At 59.4% G+C, this 24,712-nt stretch carries 24 protein-coding genes and 1 tRNA gene; 2 read left to right on the plus strand and 23 right to left on the minus strand.

Annotation, left to right across the window (positions count from 1 at the left end; translation table 11 throughout):
- Positions 1-207: 207 nt before the first annotated feature.
- The 10 genes from QBL02_RS04695 to QBL02_RS04740 all read right to left on the minus strand — a co-directional run bounded on the left by QBL02_RS04695 (position 208) and on the right by QBL02_RS04740 (position 8,664).
- Entirely contained in the window at positions 208-540 is a 333-nt protein-coding gene (locus QBL02_RS04695; protein ID WP_282725194.1) for a TfoX/Sxy family protein, read from the minus strand.
- 86 nt (positions 541-626) lie between these two features.
- Positions 627-1,115 (minus strand): YajQ family cyclic di-GMP-binding protein, encoded by a 489-nt coding sequence (locus QBL02_RS04700; RefSeq protein WP_282725195.1) that lies wholly within the window; start codon positions 1,113-1,115, stop codon positions 627-629.
- A gap of 26 nt (positions 1,116-1,141) precedes the next feature.
- Positions 1,142-2,323, minus strand: coding sequence for a glycerate kinase (locus tag QBL02_RS04705; RefSeq protein ID WP_282725196.1), 1,182 nt, complete (start codon positions 2,321-2,323; stop codon positions 1,142-1,144).
- 123 nt (positions 2,324-2,446) lie between these two features.
- Positions 2,447-2,935 carry a DNA starvation/stationary phase protection protein gene (locus QBL02_RS04710; protein WP_282725197.1) on the minus strand — a complete coding sequence of 163 codons (489 nt, stop codon included), beginning with the start codon at positions 2,933-2,935 and terminating at the stop codon, positions 2,447-2,449.
- 214 nt (positions 2,936-3,149) lie between these two features.
- Positions 3,150-3,818: a GntR family transcriptional regulator gene (locus QBL02_RS04715; RefSeq protein ID WP_282725285.1), complete on the minus strand. Its 669-nt coding sequence runs from the start codon at positions 3,816-3,818 to the stop codon at positions 3,150-3,152.
- Positions 3,819-3,837: 19 nt separating this feature from the next.
- On the minus strand, positions 3,838-4,722 hold the full coding sequence (locus QBL02_RS04720) for a transporter substrate-binding domain-containing protein (RefSeq protein ID WP_282725198.1): 885 nt from the start codon (positions 4,720-4,722) through the stop codon (positions 3,838-3,840).
- Between the two features lie 19 nt (positions 4,723-4,741).
- On the minus strand, positions 4,742-5,500 hold the full coding sequence (locus QBL02_RS04725; protein WP_282725199.1) for an amino acid ABC transporter permease: 759 nt from the start codon (positions 5,498-5,500) through the stop codon (positions 4,742-4,744).
- Complete coding sequence (locus tag QBL02_RS04730; protein WP_282725200.1) at positions 5,500-6,147, minus strand: amino acid ABC transporter permease; 648 nt, start codon at positions 6,145-6,147, stop codon at positions 5,500-5,502. Before QBL02_RS04730 ends, QBL02_RS04725 begins: the two co-directional genes overlap by 1 nt.
- Complete coding sequence (locus QBL02_RS04735) at positions 6,147-6,917, minus strand: amino acid ABC transporter ATP-binding protein (protein ID WP_282725201.1); 771 nt, start codon at positions 6,915-6,917, stop codon at positions 6,147-6,149. Before QBL02_RS04735 ends, QBL02_RS04730 begins: the two co-directional genes overlap by 1 nt.
- Positions 6,904-8,664 (minus strand): dihydroxy-acid dehydratase, encoded by a 1,761-nt coding sequence (locus QBL02_RS04740; RefSeq protein WP_282725202.1) that lies wholly within the window; start codon positions 8,662-8,664, stop codon positions 6,904-6,906. The genes QBL02_RS04735 and QBL02_RS04740 overlap by 14 nt, the downstream gene beginning before the upstream one ends.
- Before the next feature lie 150 nt (positions 8,665-8,814).
- Here QBL02_RS04740 and QBL02_RS04745 point away from each other — a divergent pair, with 150 nt between their 5' ends.
- Entirely contained in the window at positions 8,815-9,735 is a 921-nt protein-coding gene (locus QBL02_RS04745; RefSeq protein ID WP_282725203.1) for an NAD(P)-dependent oxidoreductase, read from the plus strand.
- A gap of 22 nt (positions 9,736-9,757) precedes the next feature.
- Here the strand turns inward: QBL02_RS04745 and QBL02_RS04750 are convergent, their stop codons facing one another.
- The 11 genes from QBL02_RS04750 to QBL02_RS04800 all read right to left on the minus strand — a co-directional run bounded on the left by QBL02_RS04750 (position 9,758) and on the right by QBL02_RS04800 (position 20,087).
- The gene (locus QBL02_RS04750) at positions 9,758-10,660 is read right to left on the minus strand and encodes an NAD(P)-dependent oxidoreductase (RefSeq protein WP_282725204.1); all 903 of its coding nucleotides are present in this window, start codon (positions 10,658-10,660) and stop codon (positions 9,758-9,760) included.
- Between the two features lie 46 nt (positions 10,661-10,706).
- Positions 10,707-11,432 (minus strand): SDR family oxidoreductase, encoded by a 726-nt coding sequence (locus tag QBL02_RS04755; RefSeq protein ID WP_282725205.1) that lies wholly within the window; start codon positions 11,430-11,432, stop codon positions 10,707-10,709.
- A gap of 149 nt (positions 11,433-11,581) precedes the next feature.
- On the minus strand, positions 11,582-12,148 hold the full coding sequence (locus QBL02_RS04760; RefSeq protein ID WP_282725206.1) for an NUDIX domain-containing protein: 567 nt from the start codon (positions 12,146-12,148) through the stop codon (positions 11,582-11,584).
- 2 nt (positions 12,149-12,150) lie between these two features.
- Entirely contained in the window at positions 12,151-13,320 is a 1,170-nt protein-coding gene (locus QBL02_RS04765) for an adenosylhomocysteinase (RefSeq protein ID WP_282725207.1), read from the minus strand.
- Positions 13,317-14,183, minus strand: a complete 867-nt coding sequence (locus tag QBL02_RS04770; protein ID WP_282725208.1) for a metallophosphoesterase — start codon at positions 14,181-14,183, stop codon at positions 13,317-13,319. The genes QBL02_RS04765 and QBL02_RS04770 overlap by 4 nt, the downstream gene beginning before the upstream one ends.
- On the minus strand, positions 14,180-15,055 hold the full coding sequence (locus QBL02_RS04775; RefSeq protein ID WP_282725209.1) for an HAD hydrolase family protein: 876 nt from the start codon (positions 15,053-15,055) through the stop codon (positions 14,180-14,182). Before QBL02_RS04775 ends, QBL02_RS04770 begins: the two co-directional genes overlap by 4 nt.
- Entirely contained in the window at positions 15,045-16,100 is a 1,056-nt protein-coding gene (locus QBL02_RS04780) for an ABC transporter ATP-binding protein (RefSeq protein WP_282725210.1), read from the minus strand. Before QBL02_RS04780 ends, QBL02_RS04775 begins: the two co-directional genes overlap by 11 nt.
- An 8-nt stretch (positions 16,101-16,108) precedes the next feature.
- The gene (locus tag QBL02_RS04785; protein WP_282725211.1) at positions 16,109-17,407 is read right to left on the minus strand and encodes an extracellular solute-binding protein; all 1,299 of its coding nucleotides are present in this window, start codon (positions 17,405-17,407) and stop codon (positions 16,109-16,111) included.
- Positions 17,408-17,488: 81 nt separating this feature from the next.
- Positions 17,489-18,304 carry a carbohydrate ABC transporter permease gene (locus tag QBL02_RS04790; RefSeq protein WP_282725212.1) on the minus strand — a complete coding sequence of 272 codons (816 nt, stop codon included), beginning with the start codon at positions 18,302-18,304 and terminating at the stop codon, positions 17,489-17,491.
- Positions 18,301-19,206 (minus strand): sugar ABC transporter permease, encoded by a 906-nt coding sequence (locus QBL02_RS04795; RefSeq protein ID WP_282725213.1) that lies wholly within the window; start codon positions 19,204-19,206, stop codon positions 18,301-18,303. The genes QBL02_RS04790 and QBL02_RS04795 overlap by 4 nt, the downstream gene beginning before the upstream one ends.
- A complete protein-coding gene (locus QBL02_RS04800) occupies positions 19,206-20,087 on the minus strand; it encodes a MurR/RpiR family transcriptional regulator (protein WP_282725214.1) in 882 nt (293 codons plus the stop codon). Before QBL02_RS04800 ends, QBL02_RS04795 begins: the two co-directional genes overlap by 1 nt.
- A gap of 222 nt (positions 20,088-20,309) precedes the next feature.
- Here QBL02_RS04800 and QBL02_RS04805 point away from each other — a divergent pair, with 222 nt between their 5' ends.
- Positions 20,310-20,717 (plus strand): hypothetical protein, encoded by a 408-nt coding sequence (locus QBL02_RS04805; RefSeq protein ID WP_282725215.1) that lies wholly within the window; start codon positions 20,310-20,312, stop codon positions 20,715-20,717.
- Positions 20,718-20,758: 41 nt separating this feature from the next.
- Here the strand turns inward: QBL02_RS04805 and QBL02_RS04810 are convergent.
- Together QBL02_RS04810 and QBL02_RS04815 are read right to left on the minus strand one after the other, a co-directional pair.
- Positions 20,759-20,843 (minus strand) — tRNA-Tyr (locus QBL02_RS04810).
- A gap of 119 nt (positions 20,844-20,962) precedes the next feature.
- The gene (locus tag QBL02_RS04815) at positions 20,963-24,712 is read right to left on the minus strand and encodes a proline dehydrogenase family protein (protein WP_282725216.1); all 3,750 of its coding nucleotides are present in this window, start codon (positions 24,710-24,712) and stop codon (positions 20,963-20,965) included.

Below are 24,712 nucleotides of genomic sequence, written 5' to 3' on the forward strand. Positions count from 1 at the left end.
AATCACTCCAAGGTGCAAGCGGGGATCTTGGTTACGCGCGGCCAAATCGGCCGAAGCGCATACAACGTTCAAGTCTAGCTGCGTTGAGTGAACTATGCCTGTCGCCGTGTCGTCAGGCGAGTATGCACCACTTTTCGGGCGCCTATCGGCGCAGCGCTGGATCAGCCGGCACGCTCTCGCCAAAGCTCAGTGCCGCACACGACCGAGTCACTTAGCTTTGGGTTTTTTGGGTTTAGGCATCGGCAGCGCTGCCGCCGTGACATCGACAAGACCCGCGAGCCACTCTCGATCTTCCCAGCGGTCACCGCTGACACGGAAGTACATCTTTGACCCGGGGTAGGCCGGCGCTTCCTCTGGCTCGCCAATATAAGCACGACCAGCATCAGTTGGTTTGATGAACAACTCATCGTCGCAGACAAAAGCAACGGGCTTCTCGTCGTAGTACAGGCAGTATTCGCCGAACATTTTGCGCGTGCGAATGCCGGGCAAGGCCGTGAGTTGATCGACCAGAAACTCAATCGTGTCTGCGCGTGTGCTCATGGGCACAGCGTACTCTCGCGCGGATCACACCGCAGCAGCAGGGTGATCCAGCGCGAAAAAACTAGCGAACGCTTGTAGCCGAAGCTTTAACGGAAGTTAATGAACTGCAAGGCCACATCAACATCGGCACCCTTAAGCAGCGCGATGGTCTCCTGCAGATCGTCACGACTCTTTGAACTGACGCGCAGTTCGTCGCCCTGAATCTGACTCTTCACGCTCTTAGGCGCCTCATCGCGGATCAGCTTGTTCAGCTTCTTCGCGGTCGGCTGGTCGATGCCTTCCTTGAGCTTGGTCTCGATGCGGTATTCCTTGCCGCTTGGGTAAGGTTCACCGCTGTCGAGCGCCTTCAGCGACATGCCGCGCTTGATGAACTTCGACTGCACCACGTCGAGCACAGCATTTACGCGCTCTTCGGAATTTGCCTTGAGCAGCAGCGCCTTGTCGTTGAGTGTTACGTCAGCGCCTACGCCTTTGAAGTCGTAGCGCTGTTCAATCTCTTTGCGAGCCTGGTTGACCGCATTCTCGATCTCCATCGAGTCGAGTTTGCTCACCACGTCAAATGAAGAATCAGCCATGCCTCAAGCATAGCGTTGAGTCCCGCCTAGACCCTGCTGAGATTTTTAGCAGCGAGGATCGCGCCGCACACTTGCGCTGCGGTCGCTTCAAGCAAGGTCTCTGCATTCAATTGCATATCGGCCAGTGCCGCTGGGCCTCTGGCTATTGAGAATGCAGCGGAAACACCCGCCTCACGAGTTTGAGCCGGAGTAAGGTCGACCGATCCAGCGAGCACGATCACGGTTGATTCGCTCGCGGCATCGCTGAGGACTTGCGAGACCACTTTGCCATCAAGCGACTGGCTATCAAATCGTCCTTCACCCGTGAACACGAGTGTCGCACCCTCAAGAGCTGCGGGCAGGCCCACAGCGGCGCTCACCAGCTGCGACCCTGGCACAAGCTCGGCGCCAAAAAGTGCGCTCAACCCGAGCGCAAGACCGCCCGCTGCGCCAATACCTGCCTGCTGCTTGAGCGCCGCACAGTCGAGGCCAATCGTCTCAGCGAGCACGTCGGCCAAGCGGTTAAGCGCCCGATCGATGAGTTCAACTTCTGCCTTATTCGCTCCCTTCTGCGGAGCAAACACTGCAGCGGCCCCTCGCGAACCAGTGAGCGGGTTATCTACATCGCACGCGATACGCCAACTGGCTGATTTCGCGCGTTCGTCAAGGTTCCATAGATCAATGCGGTGCAATTCGAGCAGGCCGCGAGCACCAGGCGCAATGCTTTCACCTCGATCGGTGAGCAACTGAGCGCCCAGCTCACGTAACATTCCCGCACCGCCATCACTTGTGGCCGAACCGCCAAGACAGAGCAGAAGTTCGCTCGCCCCCGCGTCAAGGGCTGCCCGCAGGAGTGTGCCCACACCAGCAGTGTCAGCGTCAAGCGGCCGCAACGGCCGATCAGAAACCGCGGGGAGGCCGTTTGCATCAGCGGTTTCGATAATCGCCAGAAGCGCCCCATTGGGCGCATCGCCGAGACCAACTCTCCCCTCAATCGCCTGCCCAAGCGCATCGGTAGTCGGCACCCGAGCGATGTTGCCCCGCCAGGCCGCAACGAGCGCATCAAGTGTGCCTTCACCGCCGTCGGCCATTGGCACCTCACGCACCTCAACGGAATCGCCAAACACTTGGCGCACACCGCGCGCAATCGCAGCCGCTGCCTCAGGAGAAGAGCAACTGCCCTTCAAAGAGTCAGGTGCGATCACGATTATGGGGGCGGCATTGCTCATAACGCCAAGCGTACCGAGCGCTGGTCACCACAGCGAGAGACACAAAAGGGGCGGTGGATCACCCCGCCCGGTGATCCACCGCCCCTTCATCTGGTGCGCTAACCGCTTAAACGCGGCAAACTTTTACTCGGCGTAGTGCGAGTAAAGGAACCAGCGGTCCTTATCAAGCTGCTGGGCAATCGCGATTGCGATGTCCTGGCTCACTGGATCGATGTCGTCAAGCGCCTCAACCGCAGCGTTCACCGACGCAACCGTGGCGTCGATCTGTGCGACAACCTCAGCAACCGTCTTCGCCGACTGCTGGAAACCGGGGCTCATCTCAGGTGTGCCGGTGCGACGCGCAACCGTGCCGATACGGCCATCAACTGGAAGACCGAGGGCAACCACGCGCTCTGCAACGGTGTCGGCTGCATCTTGCGCGTTCGTTACGACCTGGTCAAGAAACTCGTGAACGCCGATAAAGTTTGCGCCACGCACATGCCAGTGCGCCTGCTTCGCGTTCACCGAGAGTGCGATCAGGTTGTGAAGCACCGGGCTGAGGTGCTGCTCAACGCCGCCTGCGCGGTCGAGACCATCTTTCGCTGCGGGAATCTGGAACTCTTGTGTAGTCACTATTTTCTCCCCTTTCGACGAAGCGTCATGGCAAGCGATTCAAGCCATAATGACTGGGTGGTTCGCCCCGTCTGTGACCAACGATACGCTTCTGATCTGAGAATTCAAGCAAGCTTAGGCTTGGCTAAATCCCAGATCAGGAGGTGGAGGATCGCCTCAGGGATCGGATAAACACTCCAGATCAGAGCAAAATTTGCTGGGTGATCCCCCGCAATTACTGGAACGATTTCAGTAGCGCCGTATTCGACTCAATCAGGTGCTCTCGCATGCCATTCTCAGCAGCTTCGGCGTCACCGCGCTCGATCGCATCAAGGATCTGACGGTGCGCAATCAGCTCTTCTTGAGAGGTGACGTGGGCCGATGCTTCCTCAAAGAGGTAGTGGATGCGCGTGGTCTCGTCATAGTACGTGCGAAGCAGCTTCTCTGCCCGTTCGTTGCGGGCGACACTCATAATGCTGCGGTGAAAATCGCTTGCCGCATCAAGCCGAAGATCGTCGCTGAGCGATTCATCAAGCTGAATCGCCAGGCACTCGCGCAAGCGCTCTAGAAGTTGCTCACTGGGGCGCTTTGCCGCGACAGCTGTTAAAGGTGGCTCAATATACAAACGCAAGTTCATGATGTTGCGAATGTCGGTGAGACTCACCGGAGTAACCATGTAGCCCCGGCGAGGGAACACCTGAACAAATCCCTCGGCCAGCAAAAACTGCAGTGCCTCTCGAACCGGAGTTTTCGAAACGAACATGCGCTCGGCAATCTCTGCTTCACGAATGATCTGACCGGGAGCAAGACGCGCAGTGACGATGTCATGGCGAAGCTCTGCGAGAACTTTTTGAGTCACAGACAAACCGCTTGCGCTGCCGTCGCTGTGCTCACCCTGGGGCATCGTCACTGTTGCGCTCCGCTCATCTGCCGTTGATATAGAGATCCGCCGCTTCAGGGTTAATGTTGTTCTCCTTCAGCACACGTTCTACCGTACCGTCTGCCTTCGCTCGCTTGTAGTAGTCGTCGATAGCAGCTGTCAGCTCTGGCACGCCCTTTGTGTGTGGCCAGTTGTTCTCAAGCAGCACGGTCAGCTCAGGGTACTTCTTTTCGTCGCCAACGATAACGGTCACGTAATCGTCATCACGGTCAGTGAAGTTAAATCCCTGAATGCTCTGCCAGGCAACCGCATCGATTCGGCCAGCCTTCAGATCTTCGAAAGCATTCGCGTCACTCTGGTACTCCTCGATAGCGTCAGCACCGTAGGCAGCCTTCAACGGCTCAACATAGTAGGACCCCGAGAGCGTGCCGATCTTCTTGCCCTGCAGCGAGTCGATTGTCGCGTAAGCGTCACCCTTGGCCGATGTGAGTCCCAGAGTTTCGTACAGAATGTAGCCTTCAGCCTGGCCAAAAATCTCGGCACGGGCCGGAGTCTTCAAGATTAGGCCGCCAAAAATGTCTGACTTGCCCTCACTCAGATCGAGCTGTGCGGCCGCGCCGGTCATTGGCTTGAACTTCACCTCAAGGCAGTTCTCTGCCGCGAATTCACTGAGCAGTGCCGCATCAATACCCTCGAAAGGGCCGTTATCTGAGAGTGCATGGAACTTTGGAGCAGCGTTCATCGCTGCCACATTCAGCACCCCCTCCTTCAGCGTCGGAAACTCGTGCACCGGAACACAATCTTCAGCCACGGTTGAACCCTGCGCTTCGCCCGCTTGGGTGCTTGAGCAGGCAGTGAGGGTGAGCAGGGCGACACAGCCGCCAGCGAGCATTGCGGCACCAATGCCGCGTTTAGTGTTTTTCATCATGGTCTTCTCCTTCGAAGAGTTATTTGGTGTGTTCGGAACGTAGAGCCGTGTTGATGACACGGGTGCTTGGAGCTGCGTCTTTGCTGTCGTCGCCCTTGCGCAGATTTCGTTGACGCTTTTTCGCCTGCGGTGCGCGGCCGGTGATGCGGGCAGCTCGGCGATCTGCGAGCACTTCCATCCATGCCAGCAGTGAGGTAAACAGCAGGTAGAGCAGAGCGGCGACGAGGAGTGGTTGCAGCACTTTGAAGTTGGTCATGCCGATCGAGTACGCCATTCCGAGCAGTTCTTTGCCGCCAATTGCGTAAGCGAGAGCTGTGCCCTGGAATGTAATGATCGCGATACCGATCACGGGCGGCACCACAATGTTCAGCACATGCGGGAGCACGATCCGCAGCGTAATGTCGCTCTTGCTGAATGCCAGGGCTTCGGCGGCTTCCAACTGACCACGAGGCACATTTGCGATTGCTGCGCGGAAGATCTCTGCGGTGTAGGCAGCGGTGGTGAGACCAAAGGCAATCACAATCGACGTGAAACGATCGAGTGTGACCACATTGGTCATACCGAAGTACACCAAATACAGGGTGAGCAGCGCCGGGAAGCCGCGGAAGATTTCAACGAGTGCGACAACAATTCCACGCACCACCTTTGATCGGCCATTCAGCGCAAGACCGGCAAAGAATCCAAGCGGAATGCCCACCAGCAAGCTGATGAATGCCATTTGAATGCTCAGCCACAGCCCGGGCAGCAGTTGAACAGCAAGACTCATAAATTCACTCATCACGCCACTCCAACCCTGCGATGCGCGGTAGCTCTCGCGTCAAGCCATCGGGCGAGGAACCCGATCGGCACTGAAATCAGCAGATACACCAAGCCAATAGTGAGGAACGCAGGAATCGGCTCGGCGCCAACCTGCACCGCGTTGTAGGCGTAGAACATCATTTCGTTTGCGCCAATAATCGAAGCGATTGCGGTGTTCTTCAGCAGCGTGATCGAGTACGCAGCCGTAGAGGCGAGGGTTACCGGGATCGCCTGCGGCAGCACCACAAAACGAAGCGTGTCGAGCTTGCTGAGGCCCACCGCAGCGGCGCCCTCCCACTGACCCTTCGGCACAGCATCGAGACCCGAGCGAATACTGTCACCAATGTAGGCAGAATTCACAAAGCCAAGGCCGACAATCGCGGCAAGCACTGGCACCTCAGAAATGATTCCGAGCGAGAGACCAAAGTAAATGATGATCAACCAGGCAATCGGCGGAATACCGCGGGCGATCCAAGCCCAAACCGCGCCAACAAAACGCGCGAAACCGTTTGTCGAACGACGCAGCATTGCCACAGGAATTGCCAGCAAGACCGAGAGCACGAGCGCTCCGGCCCAGATCTGAAGGGTGATGGATAACCCTTCGAGTAGGTAGCGAATTTCGAGCATCAGATTTCTCCGTTGATCGCGCTTACGAATCGACGAATACGTTCATGCGCTGGATCATCCAACAACTGCGCAGGCTCACCCATGGCCACAAGCTCGCCATCGGCAATGAACATCAGGCGATCTGCCGCTTCGCGCGCAAACTGAATCTCGTGCGTCACGGTGAGCATGGTCATGCCACCTTCGGCAAGCTCTTTCATCACTTTGAGCACCTCAACACGCATCTCAGGGTCGATCGCGCTTGTTGGCTCGTCAAAGAGCATGACGTCTGGGTCGAGTGCGAGCGCACGAGCGATCGCGACTCGCTGCTGCTGGCCGCCTGAAAGTTGGCTTGGATGCTTGTGCATGTGAGCTTTGAGGCCGACACGATCAAGCAGCTTCTCTGCCCGAGCCTCAGCTTCTTCTTTCGAGAGACCGAGCACGCGACGCGGAGCAAGGCTGACATTTTCGAGGGCAGTATGTGTTGCAAAAAGGTTGAACGACTGAAACACCATGCCGACCCGCTTGCGCAGTGCACGAACGGAAGCGACCGGGGTTTTGCTTGCAGAGTCAAAAACTCGCTCGCCAGCGAGCTCGATTTCACCGTGGTTTGGCACCTCAAGTAAGTTCAGGCAACGAATAAACGTGCTCTTGCCCGAACCACTTGGCCCGATGATGGCAATGTGTTCACCCTTTGCGACGTCAATACTGATGCCGTGCAAAATCTCTTTGTCGCCATAACTCTTCTTGATAGTTCGGGCTGAGAGCGCGATCTCGGTGTTAGTTGCGGTCATCGTGAGAACCCCCTTGTTCTTCGGTGGTGAAACGGTTGTTTGTGCTGTTGCTGCTGGCGATCTTTCGGAGGAAGTCGAAGTCACACCCCTCGTCGGCCTGCAGCACGTGGTCGAAGTGCAGTTGGGCGAAGCCACGGTTCGGGCGCTCGGGCCCCGCAAACGGCTCACGCGCAAGGTATTCGGCTTCATCAACGAGGTGGTCGAGGCGACCAGTGACGGTGTCTAGCAGCACTTCGTCGCCGTCGCGCAGATAGGCGAGCGGCCCTCCCGCTGCGGCTTCTGGTGAGACGTGCAGCACGACCGCGCCGGTTGAAGTTCCACTCATGCGTGCGTCAGAGATTCGCACCATTTCGGTGACGCCCTGCTGCATAAGCTTTGCTGGGATCGGAATATGGCCGACCTCTGGCATACCCGGGGCACCAATGGGCCCGAGGCCACGCAGCACCAGTACGCTGCTCGCATCGACCACCAAGTTGGGGTCGTCGATGCGGTTGTTCAGATCCTCGAGCCCGTCAAACACAACAGCGCGACCGCGGTGTTGCAGTGGCCCATCGCTTTCAATGCCTGCGGTTTTCAAGATCGCGCCATTGGGTGCGAGATTTCCGCGCAGTACGACGAGCGGGCCCTGCGCACTAATCGGGGTTTCACGAAGCCGAATAGCGTTGTGCGCTGGCGCTTCGGTGGCTGCGAGCAGATCTGCCCAGCGTTCACCGTGCACTGTGCGCTGATCCGCGTGCAAGAGGTCGCTGATCTGTGTGAGCAAAGCTGGCAGACTGCCAGCGTCTTCGAGGTCGTTCAGCGTCATTTCTCCGCCAGGGCGCACGTTCGTGAGGTACGGCGTGCTGCGCGACCACTGTTCGAAACGCTCCATGCCGATTTCAACGCCGGCGCGACCTGCGATGGCTTCAAGGTGAATGATGGCGTTGGTTGAGCCGCCAAGGGCGGTGATGGCGCGGAAGGCGTTTTCGAGCGAGGCGAGATTCACCAGGTCTTTTGGCTTTTGGTCTCGCTGTACTGCTGCGACTGCCGCAAGGCCGGTTCGGAATCCGAGGTCTCGCCGGGCGAGACTTACGGAATCAGCAAACACGTGATCTGGCAATGCGAAACCGAGTACAGCAGCAATAGCCGCCATTGAGCTTGCGGTGCCCATCACATTGCAGGTGCCAACATCGGTGTTGAGGTTGCCTTCAAATTCCTGCCACTCAGCATCGTCAACCTCACCGACCCTGCGGCGGTCGCAGAACGGCCACGCGTCATCGACTGTGAGCGGCGAGATACCTCGATGGCACGAAGTTGGTCGCGGCCCGGCAGCGAGAAGCGTCGCCGGCTTGTTGGCGCTCAATGCGCCCATCAGCTGAGCGGGAATGGTCTTGTCGCAGCCACCAAGCAAGACCACCCCATCGATCGGGGCGGCCGTGATCATTTCTTCGACATCCATCGACATGAGGTTGCGCAAAAACATGCTGGTCGGCCGAGTGAATGGCTCAGAAATCGAGATGGTTGGGAACTCAATCGGAAGCCCCCCAGCTTCGCGAATGCCCCTCTTCACCTCTGCGGCGAGCCGGTTCAGGCCGAGGTTGCATGGGTTGAGCTCCGACGCACTGTTCGCGATGCCAATCACTGGCCGATTGCGCACGTCTTCTGCTGAGAACCCTGCGCCTCGCAGAAATGCGCGGTGCATCAACCCGTCTTGACCGGAGTCATGAAATAGGTCTCCACCGCTCCCTGCGATGCCCCTCTGCGACATGGATTGCCTTTCAAAACAAAAACGAGCGCCCCGTTACGCTCTTCGGCAATCCTGACACAATCTCTGCGTTCATGTTGTTGATATATCTTACCGATACCAAGATTGTTCATATAGTTATCTGAGACCTAATCGCTTAATGAGGAGTGCAGTGTGAACCGTCTACAAGTCGCCATTGTCGGTACCCCCTACCCGCAATTGACTGCAGCGCTGGCCGCGGCAGAAGTAGACATTGTCGAGGATCACCTGAGCGCAGAGGCAGCGATTGTCACCTTCGGCGGCACCTCGGCCGAACTCACCGAACTCGCCACAAACTCTTCAACATTGCGCTGGGTACAACTACCAAGCGCCGGAATCGAAGCGTTCAACGATGCGCTTAAGGCCCGCCCAGACCTACAGTGGACCAGCGCAAAGGGAGCCTACGGCGAACCAGTGGCCGAGCACGCCCTAGCACTCACCCTCGCGCTGCTGCGCGAACTGCCAAAACGAGTTGTCGCACGCTCCTGGGCGCCCGCCAGCGGCACCTCGCTACACGGATTGCGCATCACCGTGGTCGGTTCGGGCGGCGTCGCCCTTGAGATCGTGCGATTGATGAAGTGCTTCCGCACAGACGTCACCGTAGTGCGGCGCACCGAGGCTGACGCCGCAGGCGCCGATCGCACCATCAGCACCGCGCAGCTTCACGAGGCACTGCCAAAGACTGACGTGCTCGTGCTGGCAGCCGCCCTCACGCCAGCAACCCGCAATATGATTTCAGCCACCGAACTCGCCCTGCTCGGCGAACATGCAATCATCGTGAACATCGCACGCGGCGGGCTCATTGATACCACTGCGCTCACCGAACACTTGGCCGCAAACAAGATCGCTGGCGCTGCCCTCGACGTCACCGAACCCGAGCCACTGCCCGACGGGCATCCCCTCTGGACGGAACCGCGCGCCCTCATCACCCCGCACGCAGCAGACACCCTAGAGATGATTCAGCCGCTCTTCGCGGCCCGGGTCGCCGAGAATCTCAGCCGCTTCGGCTCCGGCCTCGCGCTAACGGGCCAGGTCGACGCAGCGGCCGGGTACTGATCCCGCGCAATACGAACTTCGATCAGTCGCTCTGACCCTGACGGTTCAATAGCGTCAGAGCGGCGAGGTCGCTGCGCCCCATACCTGAAGCGGTCGCAGCTTCGAATTGCGCGACCGCCGCACGAAAGACTGGCGCATCAATGCTCGCCTCAAACAACATGCCGTTCAGCAGACGCTGCGCCTCACCAAGCCCACCAATTGGTGCTTGAGAAGGCTCACTCAGATCCGCTTCGAACGAGATCGGCAGATTGCGAGCAAGCATCGCGCTGCCCGCCCATCCGTGACCGAGCGCGCGGGCAGCGGCGAGGGGGTCATAGCCGAGGGTGCCCAGCAGCGCGGCGAGTTCGCCAGCAGCGGCAGAGTGAATCGTCACCATCATCTGGTTCAGCAGTTTGAGCGTCAGACCCGCGCCGCTGGGCCCAACCCACTCAATCGCCGTAGCGACGCTTTGCAGCACCGGCAGCACTCGCGATTCCACCGCCCGGTTACCGCCGATCATCACGACAAGCGTGCCAAGCGTGGCAGCCTCAGCACCGCCGCTCACAGGCGCATCGAGCAAGGTCACCCCGTGTTCAGTGGCACGGGCGGCGAGCTGTTTCGCCGCTTCGGGGTCAAAAGTTGCGTGCTCAATCAGCACCGAGTCGGGCTTGATGCCGTCAAACACACCCCGATCGCCAAAGTAGACCTCTTCAATGGCGGCAAAGTCGTAGAGGCAACTGCAGATAATCTCGCACTCACGGGCCAGCTCTGCCGGAGTTGCCGCGACATTTGCCCCCGCCGCGGCGAGTTCCGCTGCGGGTTGCGGGCTGCGATTCCAGACGGTTACTTCGTAGCCTGAAGCGATAAGCCGCCTGGCCATTGGGGCACCCATCGCTCCCAGGCCAATGAAGCCTATTCGCTGCGTGCCGGTGGGTGTACTCGTCATAAAAGTCTCGTCTCTAGGTGTCTACGATTTCTCTGCGTTGGATCGCTCAGACTAGGCGCTGGCCACCGTCAACGGGCAGCACTGCACCCGTGACATATGGCGTCGCAATCAGTGCCGCGCAGGCCAACGCGATGTCTTCAGGTGTGGCCGAACGGCGCAGCGGTGCACTCTGTTCAACAGCGGCCCGAATCTCGGTCCACTCTGATGTACGCGGTGTGTCAACTAGCCCGGGGGCGATTGCGTTCACTCGAACTTCGGGGCCCATCGCGACTGCGAGCAGCTTGGTCAGGTGCTCGAGACCTGCCTTGCTCACCGCGTAGGGAATTGAACTCCCACTCACCGTCGAGGCAGCCATTGAACTCATGTTGATAATCGAGCCGCTGGCGGCTTTCAGTTGCGGTGCAGCCGCCTGGATGAGTAACCACGGGGCAACCAGGTTGGTATTGAGCATGCTGTGGAAGAAGTCCGGGGTGACGCCGGCGATATCGGCGTGCGGGTGAGGAATGCCAATGCCCGCGTTGTTCACCAGCAAGTCGATACGGCCAAACCGGCTTTCAGTCTCGGCGACGAGTGCGGCTGCGAGCTGCGGCGCAGAAAGGTCGCCGTCAATGTACAGGCTGCCCGCAAACTCTTTTTCGAGTTCGGCACCGCGATCCAACGACCCATAACCGTGCAGCACCAGGTCGTACCCTTGCCGATGCAGCAGCGACGCAATTGCGTAGCCAATGCCGCCGGTCGCTCCGGTAACGATTGCGACGGGATTCTGCCCCATGTTTTAGCGCCTTTCTGTCGTCATTGACGAGAGTCACGCTTAGCCTATGGGAGTTTCAAGCTTGGGAATTTAGATATATCTAATGGATAACCGTTGCCGACTGTCGACACCAAAGCAACAGCCGCCAACGACCTCAACGCAGCAGCAAACTAGGCCGCCGACACACGCTCACACATAATCCAAATACGCTCAGCCAGCCCCGGGGCGCAATTCTCGGGCAGCTCAGCGACCTGTGCCCAAATCAATTCCTCAGACTCATCACTCAACGAAAGCTCAGGCAAATCAACTGCCCGCAAAAGTGCGGCAACCCCAAAATCAAGGTGCCTGGCACACCTGTCAAAACCATCGCCGAGAGCGTGACTATCAAGATCCAGCGTGCCCACGATCCGCACGTCCCCCACCAGCACACCGGTCTCTTCGCGCAACTCTCGCATCGCAGCCCCTTCGATCGAATCGTCACCAGGCTCAAGATGACCGCCCGGCTGCACCCAGAACTGACCCTTGCGGTGATAACACAGAGCCACCCACTCAAGCTTCTGATCGAAAACAAACGCGCTCGCGGTGAAATGTGTTGACGTCGCATCTTTGCGCAACGAAGATTCGGCGTCAGTTTCAATGGCACGCACTGCATCAGACCTCGACTGCGCATCACGCTCATTCAACGGCAGCAGACCCTGGACCTCGCACAGCGTTGACTGCCAAAGCGTATCGCTCACTGTCATACTCCTAGTTTTCCTGAAATCGCATCGGCAAAGTCGCCAGCAATTCTACGATCGAGTTCCTGCGGCACCGGCTGCACCCCCGGCTCGGTCACTGCACCACGCGCAATCGACGCAAGCGACCGCGCCTGCAGAGTAAGGCCAAGATCCATCGCCTCGATCGGATTACCGCCAGCAGCAACAAGATTGATCATTCGAGAACCCGCCAAAACAACCACAATCTTGCCCGAAGGCAAACGGTACCGATCGTGAAAACGAGTCTGCTGGCCACCCGCGCCCGGCAATAATTCACCATAGTCACCCATATTGAGCTCCCACGAGAAATGACCAACACCAGCGACAACAGCCTGATCTGCCATCTGCTCAAGCTGGGCTGCGTGCACCACATCAGGCTGACCGGTAGCAAGAAACAGCATTCGGGAACCGAGCAACGCGTCATCAAGTTCGGCGACTTGATGCCCCTCCATAACGGCTTCGAGCCTGCGATACGGGTCAAGGTCAACAACCGTTACACGCGCACCAAGCTCACGAAGAGTATTCGCAACCCCGCGCCCACACGGTCCATAACCAAGCACCACCGCTGGCGCTCCAGGAATCATCAGATTAGTAGCATTCATCACGCCCTGAACGATCGATTGACCCACGCCGAAACGATTCTCGACCAGCAACTTTAGGGGCGAATCGTTGATCACGATAATCGGATGCTTCTCAGCACCGCCCTGCTGTCGCAACAGAATGCCCCCAGTCGTGGTTTCTTCAGTGCCGCCCAGATACTCCGGGTGCTCAGAAAGCTCAGCGAGGATCGCCGTCGTGAGGTCAGCGCCGTTATCGAGCGTGAGATGCGGTCGATTCGCCAACACCTCATCAACCTGCGGCACCACATCGCTTTGCTCAGCGAACACCCGAACGCCAAGATCACGGAGCGCCTCAGAAATATCGACACGAGTGGTGCCGGGACTGCCGGTGAGGGTGACAAGCGCGCCAGCTTCGGCAAGCAGAGCGCAAAGCACACCGGTTTTTGGTTCAATGTGCAGACAAACACTCACCCTGAGTCCACGAAACGCTGCCCGCACCTCGGGTTCCGCGAAAGCCGCCCGAAGCAGAGGCATATGAGCTGCTGCCCAGCGAATATCAGGGTGCACATGTTCGTCCAGCACGATCGAAGTCATCGAGTTCCTCCTGCGGTAGTAGTTGAGTTGGCGCTGACGCCTGCAAGATCCTGCGTGCTCAATAGTTTTTGCTGCACCGACACCTCTCTCAGGTCAATCGCAATCTCGACCCAGCCGGGCCGCCGATCACCGCGAGCCTGAGTCATGTCGCCACGCAGCGGAATGGGGCCAGAGAGACTTGGCGCCGTGACCTGGCGAAACTGCTGGTCAGCAACATCGAGAAAACGGTGGGTATGCCCAGAAAACACGGTGAAGTTGCCTGCTTTTGCGAGGATCGCACGCACTCGCTCGGCTGCCAGAGTCGGTGCGGCTATCCAAGAATCAGGGTCCACCCCCTCCCCCGGAATGAGTGCTTCATGCGTGAACACCAGCAGCGGCCGCAGCCGTTCAGGTTGGGCGCTCATGACGCTTTCCAACCAAAGCAACTGTGACTGCTCCTCTGGCAGGCCAGAGCCGATGAGCTGTGAGTTCAACCCGATACAAGTGACATAGCCAAGATCAAACAGCCAGTAGTCTGCTCCCCAGCGCCGGTTCCAATCGCGCACCCGCTCCGAAGTCACAACTTTTCCGTGCCAGTCCGCTGGCAGCCCTGCCCGCACAGCATGATCCCCTACGTCATGGTTGCCCGGCACCACGCGAAAGGGCACCGGCAGGCCAGCAAGCAACTCGAACGCGCGCTTCTGATCAGCCGTGTCATCAGGGTCGTCAACAACAATGTCGCCGGTGACCACAACCAGGTCGGGATCGGTGGCGGCGACATGATCCAAAAACATCTGCCAGGCGCGCTCGCCCTGGACCTCACGGTCCGGCCCCCCGGAAGCACCGAGATGAGTGTCCGTTACGTGCAAGATTACGGTGCTCACCGAACTCCCTCCGCTGCAATGAATTCCAGGTATGACTCAACAAACGCGGCAACGCCGTCGTCTCGATTGCTACTCGTGACAAAACGGGCACGCTCTTGAATATCGCTCGCCGCGTTTCCCATCGCGACCCCTGCACCCGCCGAAAGCAGCATGCTGAGGTCATTGTGGCCGTCACCAAACGTGATCGCATCAGAAATAGAGTGCGCGCTGTTTCGAGCCAAGATCCAGTTACTCACTGCGTCACCCTTGGTAATCCGTGGCGCCGAAAGCTCAACAACACCGCCGTGCGACTCGGTGACAGAGACGACCGCGCCAAGCGCCTCGGCAGCTCTTTCAACACAGCTGGCTGGTTCGATGCCTGGGACAACAAAAACCAGTTGATGCACCGGGGCCCCCGGCAGCACAGCCAACCGTTGCGGGTCTGGATCACGCAAAATGCCGCCAGCCCGAACCCGGTCAAGAAACGCAGCCTCACTCCAGAAATCCCGGCCAGTCTCCCAACCAAAAACCGCTTCGGGCCAAAGTTCACGCACACTCGCCATGACCGTGGCCGCGTGAGCTACCGACAACGCATCCTCATGAAGCAGCTCACCGCCGGCAGCGTCGTAGATTGCAGCTCCATTTGTCACAATAAGAGCGTCAAGCACCTCACGCAGCTCGTCACTCAAAAGAGGCGTTACCAAACGCAAGGGTCTCGCTGTTGCAATGGCAGTTCGCATGCCGGCCCCTTTTGCCCGACCAAGCGCAGCCACAGTGGCCGCAGTCACCGCTCCACTCGGGTCAAGTAGCGTGCCGTCAAGGTCCGTAGCAAGGTAGTGAAAAGATCCGAGCTGTCGCACATCGTGTGCTGCACGAAGTTGCTTAGCGATCAATGCGAACGCCTCCTTCGCTTGCAAACTCGTGCACATGAGCACGACGAGCCACAAGTGTGCAGCGCTCACCGAATGAAGCTGCGGCCGGAATCCGAGCCCGCCAAACCGCCGCTCCCGCTTCGACATGCAACACGCGGTCAGTGCCAAGCAGTTCGTCTCGCACAACGCGCCCCGACACCCGCAGGTCACCCGCTTCGGGAGCGGCATATTCGGCAAGCATGAATTGCTCTGGGCGCACACCGAGAGTCGTGTGCGCGTGATGCGAGAACATCGAAGCAGCCTCGACACCAGAATTCGCTGCGTCTGCGGCCAAGTTCATATTGCCCAAGAACGAAGCAACATAGGCCGTCTGCGGGCGCTCAAACACCTCAGACGGGGAACCCACCTGCTCGACCTGGCCACCGCGCATCACCACAATCGAGTCAGACATAGTCATCGCCTCAGTCTGATCGTGTGTCACGGTAATCATGGTCGAGCCAATACGTCGCTGCAGCGCAACAAGTTCGCTGCGCATCTCAATTCGCAACTGGGCGTCGAGACTCGAAAGCGGCTCGTCCATCAAAATAATCTCAGGCTCCCTGGCGATTGCACGGCATATACCGACCCGCTGCCTTTGACCACCAGAGAGCTGTGCGGGCAGGCGATCCAGCAGATGCTCGATATGCAGCACCTCGGCTGCGGCGAGCGCTCTCGCACGGCGCTCAGCGCGAGGCACGCCAGACATTTTGAGCGGGAACTCAATGTTTCCGGCAACAGTCTTTGCCGGGTACAGGCCATAGTTTTGAAAGACCATGGCAAGCTGGCGTCGCGATGGGTGTACCGCAGTGATGTCCCGATCCCCCGCAAAAACCGCACCAGAGGTTGCTGTCTCTAGGCCAGCAATAATACGAAGCAGAGTCGTTTTACCGCACCCAGATTCACCAAGTATCGAAGTGATGCTGCCTGCCTTGGCGTGCATAGATACGCCCCGCAAGACGTTCACGTCTGCGCTGCCACGCTCGCGGAAGGTTTTTACTATTTCTCGAGTCTCCACTGCGGTACTCATCACTTGCCTCAGTTCGCGTTCAGAAGTGCGGTGGTGGTCTTCTGCAGTTCGGCGGTCACCTCTGCAGGCTTGCCTTCGCCACGCAGCACCAGAGTCTGCGCGTCGAGGAAGGCGCCGGTGTATTCAGCGTTTGCGCCACCCGGCAGCGAAGCCCACGGGAAAGTCTGCTGCTCGCGTACCTTGATCCAGTCAGGGTTCTTCTCGTAGACCGGCGCAAGGAAGGCGTCGTCTTCAACAACGCTCTCGCGCAGTGGGATGGTCGCTGTGGCTGAAACAGTTTCGGTGACGGCCTCTGGGGTCAGCACGCTGAGCAGGGCGTCGCAGACTGCTGCCTGACGGTCTGCATCTTTGGTGGTGATCACGAATCCGTTTGTGGAAGAGGCAGCAATCTGCTCGCCACCCGGCATTGCGGGCACAGGAGCCATGCGAATGCTGGTGTTGCCCTGAGCAGCGAGGGCTGGGTACCCGGAGGCCGAGGTGATCATCATGCCGAGCTTGCCGCCCGCGAATGCCTCATTTGCTTCGGCGAAGAAGTTACCGTAAACGGGCGAGCTGCCGTCGGCGGCCATCTCAGCGAACAACTCAAAAGCTGCGGTTGCTGCCTTTCCGTCGAGTTGCAGTTCACCGCTCGCTGGATCGAAGGCACGATCACCGAGTGAGGCCACGTAGGTCTGGAAGTTGTAGTCATTACCAAAGTAGGCGGTGCCGCCAGCGGTGCCAGTAGCGGCAATTGACTGGGCTGCCTCATGGAACTCGGCCATCGTTGTGGGTGGCGCCTCGGGGTCAAGCCCTGCCTTTGCAAAGAGTTCAGCGTTGTAGAACAGTGCGTTGGGAGTGACATACCAGGGCACCTGGTAGATTTCGCCGTCTACGGTGATGCCCTCGATTAGGTCAGCGCGCAGATCTTTTTGAAGCTCTGCGTCTCCGGCGAAGCATGCGGTTGCGGGCTGAGCTGCCCCCGCGTCAATCAGGGTTTGGTAGGTCGCATTTGTGACACGCACCGCGTCTGGGCCAGCACCGGCAGCAATATCAACGAGCACCTTTTGCGCCGTCTCTACGTCTGAATCGGCACTCATCTGCAGCTCTACCTTGGCTGCGTCACTTGACTCGTTGTAGCCGTCGAAGATTGACTGCAGAAGCTCACCGTTCTGAGCTGACTGGCCAGAAACGATCGTGACTGATTCGACTGCTGTGGCGTCACCGCCCGCAGCGGGCTGCGCACTGCACCCCGCTGTCGCGAGCAGGGCCACCGCTGTAAGCGAAAGCGGCACAACCAGTGGGCGCTTGGTTTTTGCAAAAAAAGACATTGTGATTCCTTTTAACGTGTGTGTTCTATAACTGTTGACGGGAAAGAGTGAGGGGTATTGAAGTGTTTGACGCTCGCGGGCTCAACCGGCCTGACCGTTGAGCACAAGCCCGCGCATGAACTGTCGCTGCGCGAACAAGAACGCGATCAGTAGCGGCAGTACCGAGAGCGTCGCCATCGCCATTTGTGGCCCGTACGCGGTGACGGCCTCGGAGTTGATGAAGGTCACGACACCGAAAGGAATGGTCGCTGAAGCGTCTGAGGTCAGCACAAACGATGGCCAGAAGTAGGCGTTCCAAGCTGCAGTCACGGTAAAGATTCCTAGCGAGAGAATCGCAGGTCGGCTCGAAGGAATGACAAGCTGCGTAAGCACTGCCCAGGTGTTCGCGCCGTCAAGTTTGGCCGCGTCAAACATTGACGAAGGTAGGCCAAGAAAAAACTGTCGCAACAGAAAGATTGCGAAAGCAGAACCCGCGAAGGGCAAGATCAGCGCAGCAAGCGAATCGACGAGGCCAGCCGCTCGGAACATCAGGTAGATCGGAATCGCGATCACCTGAAATGGCACGAGGATCAGCATGCTCAACAACCAGAGTCCCAGTTGCCGACCAGCAAACTGGAGACGAGCCATTGCGTAGGCTGCCGGAATGCACACCACTAGCTGCACGATGAATGTGCCAAGGCAAACCAGGATCGAATTCAGATAGTAATGCCAGATCGGCACGCTCTCGGCCACAATGCTGAAGTTCTCGAGCGTTGGCCTGGCAAGGTATCGGCCCTCAAGAATGTCACCAGTGGGAGTAAAAGCGCTTGCCAACATGATCACGAGCGGGGCAAGCATGAAGATGCCGCCGATTGCCAAGAGCAAATGTCGTAGCGTCTGGCTGAGTACCCGGGTCATCGGGCGCCTCCCTGTTCAAGTTTGCGACCGTAGCCAGTTCGTTGCGCCAAGGTGGCAAGCACAGAGAGCAGGAGCAGCGCAATCGAGAGCACTGCTGCACGGCCGATATCGAAGTAATGAATTCCGCGCACCCAAATCATGTAGGTGAGTGTCTCGGTTGAACCGAGCGGACCGCCCTGCGTCATGGCGGCGATAGTGTCGTACGCCTGCAGAGCCGAACTAGCAGTTGTGATGAACGCAAACACGGTGGTTGGGCCAAGCGCAGGCCAGGTGACATGCCAGAATTTCGCCCACGGCCCGGCACCGTCAATTTGCGCGCTCTCAAGCGGGTCGCGTGGCAGACTGCCAAGAGCCGCCAGGTAGAGCACCGTGACCAAACCGATCTGATGCCAGTTGCCGACTACAGCGATCGCGTGCAAGGCCAACTGCGGATCATTCAGCCAGTCGCGAATGCCAAAGATCGGCCCGAGAATGGTGTCTACAACACCGGTGTCAGCGCGAAACATCCACCGCCAAACTGCCGACATTGCGACCAGGGTCGTCGCGACAGGCAGAAAGTACACACTGCGCCAAAATCCCTGGCCTTTGCTCAACCCGTGAATAAGCAGGGCCACCACGAGGCCACCCGCCATCGAGGGAATGATCGTGTACAGGGCGTAGAGCAGCGTATTTGAAACGCTTCGCGCAAACTCTGGGTGCACAAACTCAACCGCGAAGTTCTGCAAGCCGACAAAATCTGAGGTGCCGGTAACCAGATTCAGATTAAAAAATGCCAGCGCAAACACAAGCAGCAGTGGCACCACCACAAATAGCGCGGTAGCGAGCATCCCCGGGGCAAGCAGCAGGTACGGCACAACACTGTTGCGACCTTTGGGCCTCTGCCCGGCAGAACTCTTCATCATTACAGCAGGTCCTGTTCGATCAAGTCTTGGATGTGTGAGACCGAGCGGTCAGACTGAGCCGGGTTTAGGTGCGCGACCGCTGCGGTCAGCGCGTCGACAAGCGCGAGCGAGGCCAGGCGACTTTCCCAAGCAGCAAGGCCAGAGTGCACAGTGCGAGCGCCAAGAATCAGCGGAATATCTGCGAGCTCAGCCAGCGGGGTGCCTCGAAACGCGGTCACTCCGACCACAATCGCGCCCGCATACTTTGCGGCTCGGGCAGCCTCCACCACTGGCGGATACTTTCCACCGTGCAAAAACACAATGCACACATCGCGCGGACGCAATTGAAATGCGCGAATATGTTGCACCTGACTGTCAGCAGGGGCATCGGCCGCGAGCCCCAAGTGGTTCAGCCGATAGGCGAAATCTAGGGCAGCCGGCGCCGAAAGTGCTGCACCAAGGCAGAGTGTGTGGTTTGCCGCTGCGATCAACTGCACCGCGTTGGTAAAGGCATCCGGATCAACCGCCTCAGCCATACCGCCGACCGCTGCAGCTGCCCGAGCCCCGACCTTGCGAAGCGTTGCGGCAGCGGTGTCTGTGGCGGCCAGATCTTCACTTGGCTGAGTCGGCGATTCTGAGAGCGCCAACGCGATCGCGAGATCTTGGTAGCCAGAAAAACCCGAGTTTTTGGCGAAGCGGATCACGGTCGTCGCAGAAGTGCGAGCTTTCGAGGCGAGCTCCGACGCCGTCCACCCGATGATCGCCCGAGGGTTCGCAAGCACCACCTCGGCAACCCGCCGCTCGCTCGCGACAAGAGAACCGAGTGCTGCTTGAACCCTTGCAACCGCGGGCGGGCCTGGCTGCCCATTCGCGTCAGGGGTGAGGCTTTCAGAACTGTTCACACCCTCAAGCTACGAAGCCGAAGTGTCACATGTATTTCCGTAACATGACATTCATGTGGCCGGTATTTTTGTGACATGAACGGGCGGTGAATCGAATCTGGCGGCTCGGTGCAGAAGCGACGCAGCACAGCCAGATAACAAAAAGCCGCGATCACTTGTCTGTTTTTGCTTCATGAGAGAAGCTAAGGGTTCCCACCCTGGCAACGGAGCAAGGAGAACCGAATGATCGACAACCAACCACCTCCGACCCACGCACGAAAAGCCATGCGAATCTCAGGAACGGCAGTATTCGCGGCTATCGCCATTGCGTCGCTCGCCGGATGCGCACCAACCGACAACAGCGAAGGGTGCACCTACAACGAGCAAGGACTGTCTTACGGTTCAGCAGTGAATGCACTCCCCGGCTGCGATACGCCGGACCTCATTCAAACCGAAGCCACAAACGGCAACATCGGCTACGTCTACGAAAAAGACCTCGCAGGGTATGTCCCCAAAGACCCAAGCGAAGCTGCAAAAGCGAACCAGATCAACTCAGCCGGCTACACCGTGACCGTATTTGAAAGCGACGGCGTCACTCCCATTGGCGAGTTCTTTGTAGGTGGCGCTCCGCCGTCGCCTACGGCGCCCTAAACAAAAGCACCCCGGCTCAATGAACCGGGGTGCTTTTCTATTGGTGGCGGATGAGGGATTCGAACCCCCGTAGACGTAGTCAGCTGATTTACAGTCAGCCCCCTTTGGCCGCTCGGGTAATCCGCCATAAAGGTGTGTCATTTTTCAATGACACGGCCAGCAACTAACAATACAGACTTTGCCAACAGATGGGAAATCCGCCACACCGAGAGCCGCCCGCGCCGGGGCTGGGCGATCCAGCGCGGCTAAGCCTCTCGACCCTGCACCTCAGCAAGCCAGCCACCAAGACCGGCAGGCAACAGGGCGAGCCCATGCCTGTGCGCGGCAATAGAAACCGCCTGCTCGCGCACGAACGCCAAAAGTTCAACCGGTCCGGCCATAGTCACCGGATCAGCCCACAGCCCCACCGAAGCCAGCCCGCCAAGCCACTCAGCAGTGCGCACTCGGTCGCCACCAATCAGTCGAATACGTGACGCAGCAAGCTCTTCGTCGCCCGGGCCAGCAACAGCCATACGCTCAAGCCAATCATCATCACGCTCAAGCGCAACCGTGATGCCCTCAAGCGCGAGCAACTCACTCACATTCGTAGGCAGCACGACGCCAGTCGACACCGTCAGTGGTGCACCGGCCACCAAACCCGCAGCAATCACCCGCACCAGATCACCAAGCGCCGCACCCTCGGCCAAACGCACATGTGTGCTCACCGGCCAGTGCCGCAAAAGATTTCGCTCAATACCCAACCCAGACACATCGTAGGCGCGCCCGAACGAGGTGCGCCAAGCAAGCGCATCACTCAACGCGGCCCTGCGCACCCGATCAAAACTCTGGTAATCAAGCGCCGACTGCGCGGTCTCGATCAGTGCCCGCACCTCAGGGGCCAAACCCCGCAGATGCAGCGTCTGGCTTGCTGTGCCCTCGCGCAGCTCCCACGAGCCAAGCGCCTGCAGGCGGTGCGGGCCACCGGCGAGCGCAGGTGAACCCATCCCCGCTGAGCGCCATCCGCCACCGGGCTGCCGCTCAATCCGGCCTCCAGTGGTTGGGCGCCCGACAACAATTCGAGCAGCCTTCGCGCGCTCAAGCCACGGCAACACTTCACTCTGCTCACTCGCCTGCAACCCTGCAACACCGCCGCCGCCAAGCCGGTTCGTGAGTGCAATCGTCTCGTCGACCGTGTGCGCAGTAATCACGCCAATCACCGGCATACCAACCGCGTCTTGCCAGAATTGCGCATCGCGCACCAGACCAGTGCGAATACCGGGGCTCCACAGCAGCCCTTCTTCGTCGAGGCGTTCGGGCTTCACAAGCCACTCTTCGCCCTGCGCAAGTTCGGTGAGCGCGCGCAGACCCGCTTCGCTCGGTAGCGCCGGCAACGGCCCCACCTCAAAACTCAGCGGATCAGACTCGCCGGGTCGCGCAGTGTCGCCCACCCGAATCGATCGCACCGCATCGACCAACGCATGCCGCAGACGCTCCGATCTTGCGGCCGGGTTCAGCAGAATCAACGCCTTCGCCGTATTGGCGTCGGCGGGCATAGCACCAAAGGCAGAGGCAACCACATGCTGTGCAGCTAACGCTGGATCAGCACTCGCCGTCACCACCATCGCTCCGAGCTGCCGAAAACGGCCCTCGATGCGCAGATCGGGGCGACGTTTCAAGAGTTCACGCGCAAGTTCCCGACTACCAAGCACCATCGCCCGATCACAGCGCAGATCAACCACAAAACGCTGAGCAAGTGCCAGGTGAGCCGCCTTCGCGTCGTCACTCGTAGCCGCCACCGCAAGTGTGACCAGCCCGGTTGGCAGCCCCGCGGCCACCCACTCCTCAAGCAGTACCGCGCTTGAGCGGGCCACACTCGGGTGAGCGACAATCACCACGGCAGATCCAGCTGCGATAGCGGCGAGCACGGTCTCAGCACGCTCGCCAAGCGGCACGCCCGCATCTGCAACGACCACGGTGAGACCATCAGAATTGAACTGTGCACCGCGCAGTGCGCCGAGTCCACCGGCCAGTTGGCCGAGGTATCGAGCTGCATCAATCGCCGCATTCACTTCGACGTCGATCACGGTGATTGGTGCTCCGCTCTCTGCGGCGAGCACTTCGATCAGGCGATCCCGCGCTGCCGCAATACCGAGCGCGAGCCGAGCTACCCGGGTGCCTCGCTCGCCGCCACGGGTTTCGCGCCACGGAGCGCCAGCGACAAGCGCAGCTTCGATCACTGCTTCTGGGTCTTCTGCGACCTCGGCGGCCGCACGCACCTCGGCGATCGCGATGCTGCTCTGGCTGGCGCGTGCGAAAGCGGCACGCACCCACTCGCGGTTATCGAACCGGCTGGCATCGGTGTCTGGCTCGTTTGCGAAACCAGTCTCTGAAATCGCCGGGATACGCAGCGGCGCACCCATGACTTCGAGGGTGATCGCCCCGGTCTGTGCCCGAGTCAGGCCAAGCACGGCAGCTGTGAGTCCGCCTGTTTCAAAGCGGGCTGGTTCTGCTGGTGAACGGTAAAAGGCCACAGTGTCACGAGCTTCTTCGCTCCACTCGCGTTCGCGGTGCTGCACTCGGCGGCTGTATGGGGAGGGCTCAGCGGCCTGGGCAAGTATCTCTTTCAGCTCGCTCGAGCCAAAGCCCAGCTCTTCACCTTCGCCAGCAAATAGTGCGCGGGTGTGTGCCAGCACCGAATCTTCGTCTGCCGTTTCGGCGGCGAGCGCGATGAGATATTCAACTGCACCAGCGAACTCTTTCGGGTGCACCAGCAGCAGTCTGCGACGCACCGAGTAGCCGTGATCTGCAATCACGGCCTCTAGCTGGGGTGCGATTCCCGCGCGCAGTTGCAGTGTGAGTGAATCTTTCTGACCGTATTCTTCGGCAAGCACAGTCGCCGCCGCAAGCAGGTGTGGGTCTTCGCTCGCGACGACCGTACGCACACCAGCGCCAGCCTGCAGCAATGGTGTGAGCACACGCAGCAATTGCGCGTTCTGCGCTGTGCGGTCTTCAATTGTGCTCACGGCGAGGCCGCTCAGCACCGAGGCGATCTGCTCTTTTCCGGCAAAGCCTTCAACGCCAACTACCAACTCGAGTGGCATCGCTCCGGCAGAGTGACGCGCTTTCGAGAATGCGCTGAGCGCCTCTGCGGTTTGAACTGACTCTGGTAGTTCTGCTGGCAGTGTGACGCCGACCTTGACTTGGTCGAGTTCGGTGCCGCTCAGTGCTTTTGCGAGGAGTTGCGGCGCGAGCAATGCGCTGCGATAGTCGTGCGATTCGAGCAGAATCGAGGTGTCGTTTTGTGCTGCGACGAGCAGCAGTGTGCGCAGGTGTTCGGCGCCGACTGCGGCATCGTGGTCGAGTGCCCACGCACCGGCAAGTTTCTCGGGCACGAGTCGCGCGACGTCGACGGCGAGTTCTTGTACTTCTGGTCGCGCCACAAGGGCAAGCAATCGATCGAGTTCTAGTTTCGCGCCGCGATCACCGAGCACCGGGGTGCCCCCGAGCGAAACAAGCACTCGTCGCCCATCGCGAACGGCTTGCTGCAGCGCCGAGTCGAGAGCGGGCAACGACGGCAGCTCGTCAGCATTTTCTGCCGTGATCTTTGCGCTGACGACCAGGTGCGATACCCGGTCCCGCAGCCACTTGCGCGCGACAGGAAGCACCGCCCAAGGCAGCCCGAGCGAGGCGAGACCACCAGCCCGCAGGGCGATTCGCTCAACCACAGGCATTGAGTGCGGTAGCTCACGTGACACTTCGCGAAGACCAAGCGCGGCGTTGAACGGGTCGCTTGCCCCAACTACGGCGTCGAGCAATCGCCTGGTAAACCCGAAGTTGTCGGAGTCTTTGCGCGATCCCTCAAGTAGATCACTGCGGAGCGCCGCTTGGGTGTCATCGCCGACGAGGCTCGCACTCACTGAACTGCCAGGATCATCGGCAAGCGTGGCAATCCACGCCGCAACACGGGCTGTGGCGGTGTCGGCTACGGCATCCCATTGATCGAGTTCAGCACTCAT

Source organism: Leucobacter sp. UT-8R-CII-1-4 (assembly GCF_030010235.1).
Taxonomy (GTDB): Bacteria; Actinomycetota; Actinomycetes; order Actinomycetales; family Microbacteriaceae; genus Leucobacter.

Bases quoted from the DNA above. Each gene is read 5' to 3' on its own strand.
- QBL02_RS04735 (WP_282725201.1), bottom strand. From the start codon at position 6,917: ATGACCGCAACTAACACCGAGATCGCGCTCTCAGCCCGAACTATCAAG.
- QBL02_RS04790 (WP_282725212.1), bottom strand. From the start codon at position 18,304: ATGACCCGGGTACTCAGCCAGACGCTACGACATTTGCTCTTGGCAATC.
- QBL02_RS04795 (WP_282725213.1), bottom strand. From the start codon at position 19,206: ATGATGAAGAGTTCTGCCGGGCAGAGGCCCAAAGGTCGCAACAGTGTT.
- QBL02_RS04725 (WP_282725199.1), bottom strand. From the start codon at position 5,500: ATGAGTGAATTTATGAGTCTTGCTGTTCAACTGCTGCCCGGGCTGTGG.
- QBL02_RS04720 (WP_282725198.1), bottom strand. From the start codon at position 4,722: ATGATGAAAAACACTAAACGCGGCATTGGTGCCGCAATGCTCGCTGGC.
- QBL02_RS04740 (WP_282725202.1), bottom strand. From the start codon at position 8,664: ATGTCGCAGAGGGGCATCGCAGGGAGCGGTGGAGACCTATTTCATGAC.
- QBL02_RS04780 (WP_282725210.1), bottom strand. From the start codon at position 16,100: ATGAGTACCGCAGTGGAGACTCGAGAAATAGTAAAAACCTTCCGCGAG.
- QBL02_RS04765 (WP_282725207.1), bottom strand. From the start codon at position 13,320: ATGACTTCGATCGTGCTGGACGAACATGTGCACCCTGATATTCGCTGG.
- QBL02_RS04815 (WP_282725216.1), bottom strand. From the start codon at position 24,712: ATGAGTGCTGAACTCGATCAATGGGATGCCGTAGCCGACACCGCCACA.
- QBL02_RS04805 (WP_282725215.1), top strand. From the start codon at position 20,310: ATGATCGACAACCAACCACCTCCGACCCACGCACGAAAAGCCATGCGA.
- QBL02_RS04715 (WP_282725285.1), bottom strand. From the start codon at position 3,818: ATGCCCCAGGGTGAGCACAGCGACGGCAGCGCAAGCGGTTTGTCTGTG.
- QBL02_RS04700 (WP_282725195.1), bottom strand. From the start codon at position 1,115: ATGGCTGATTCTTCATTTGACGTGGTGAGCAAACTCGACTCGATGGAG.
- QBL02_RS04755 (WP_282725205.1), bottom strand. From the start codon at position 11,432: ATGGGGCAGAATCCCGTCGCAATCGTTACCGGAGCGACCGGCGGCATT.
- QBL02_RS04705 (WP_282725196.1), bottom strand. From the start codon at position 2,323: ATGAGCAATGCCGCCCCCATAATCGTGATCGCACCTGACTCTTTGAAG.
- QBL02_RS04750 (WP_282725204.1), bottom strand. From the start codon at position 10,660: ATGACGAGTACACCCACCGGCACGCAGCGAATAGGCTTCATTGGCCTG.
- QBL02_RS04730 (WP_282725200.1), bottom strand. From the start codon at position 6,147: ATGCTCGAAATTCGCTACCTACTCGAAGGGTTATCCATCACCCTTCAG.
- QBL02_RS04695 (WP_282725194.1), bottom strand. From the start codon at position 540: ATGAGCACACGCGCAGACACGATTGAGTTTCTGGTCGATCAACTCACG.
- QBL02_RS04785 (WP_282725211.1), bottom strand. From the start codon at position 17,407: ATGTCTTTTTTTGCAAAAACCAAGCGCCCACTGGTTGTGCCGCTTTCG.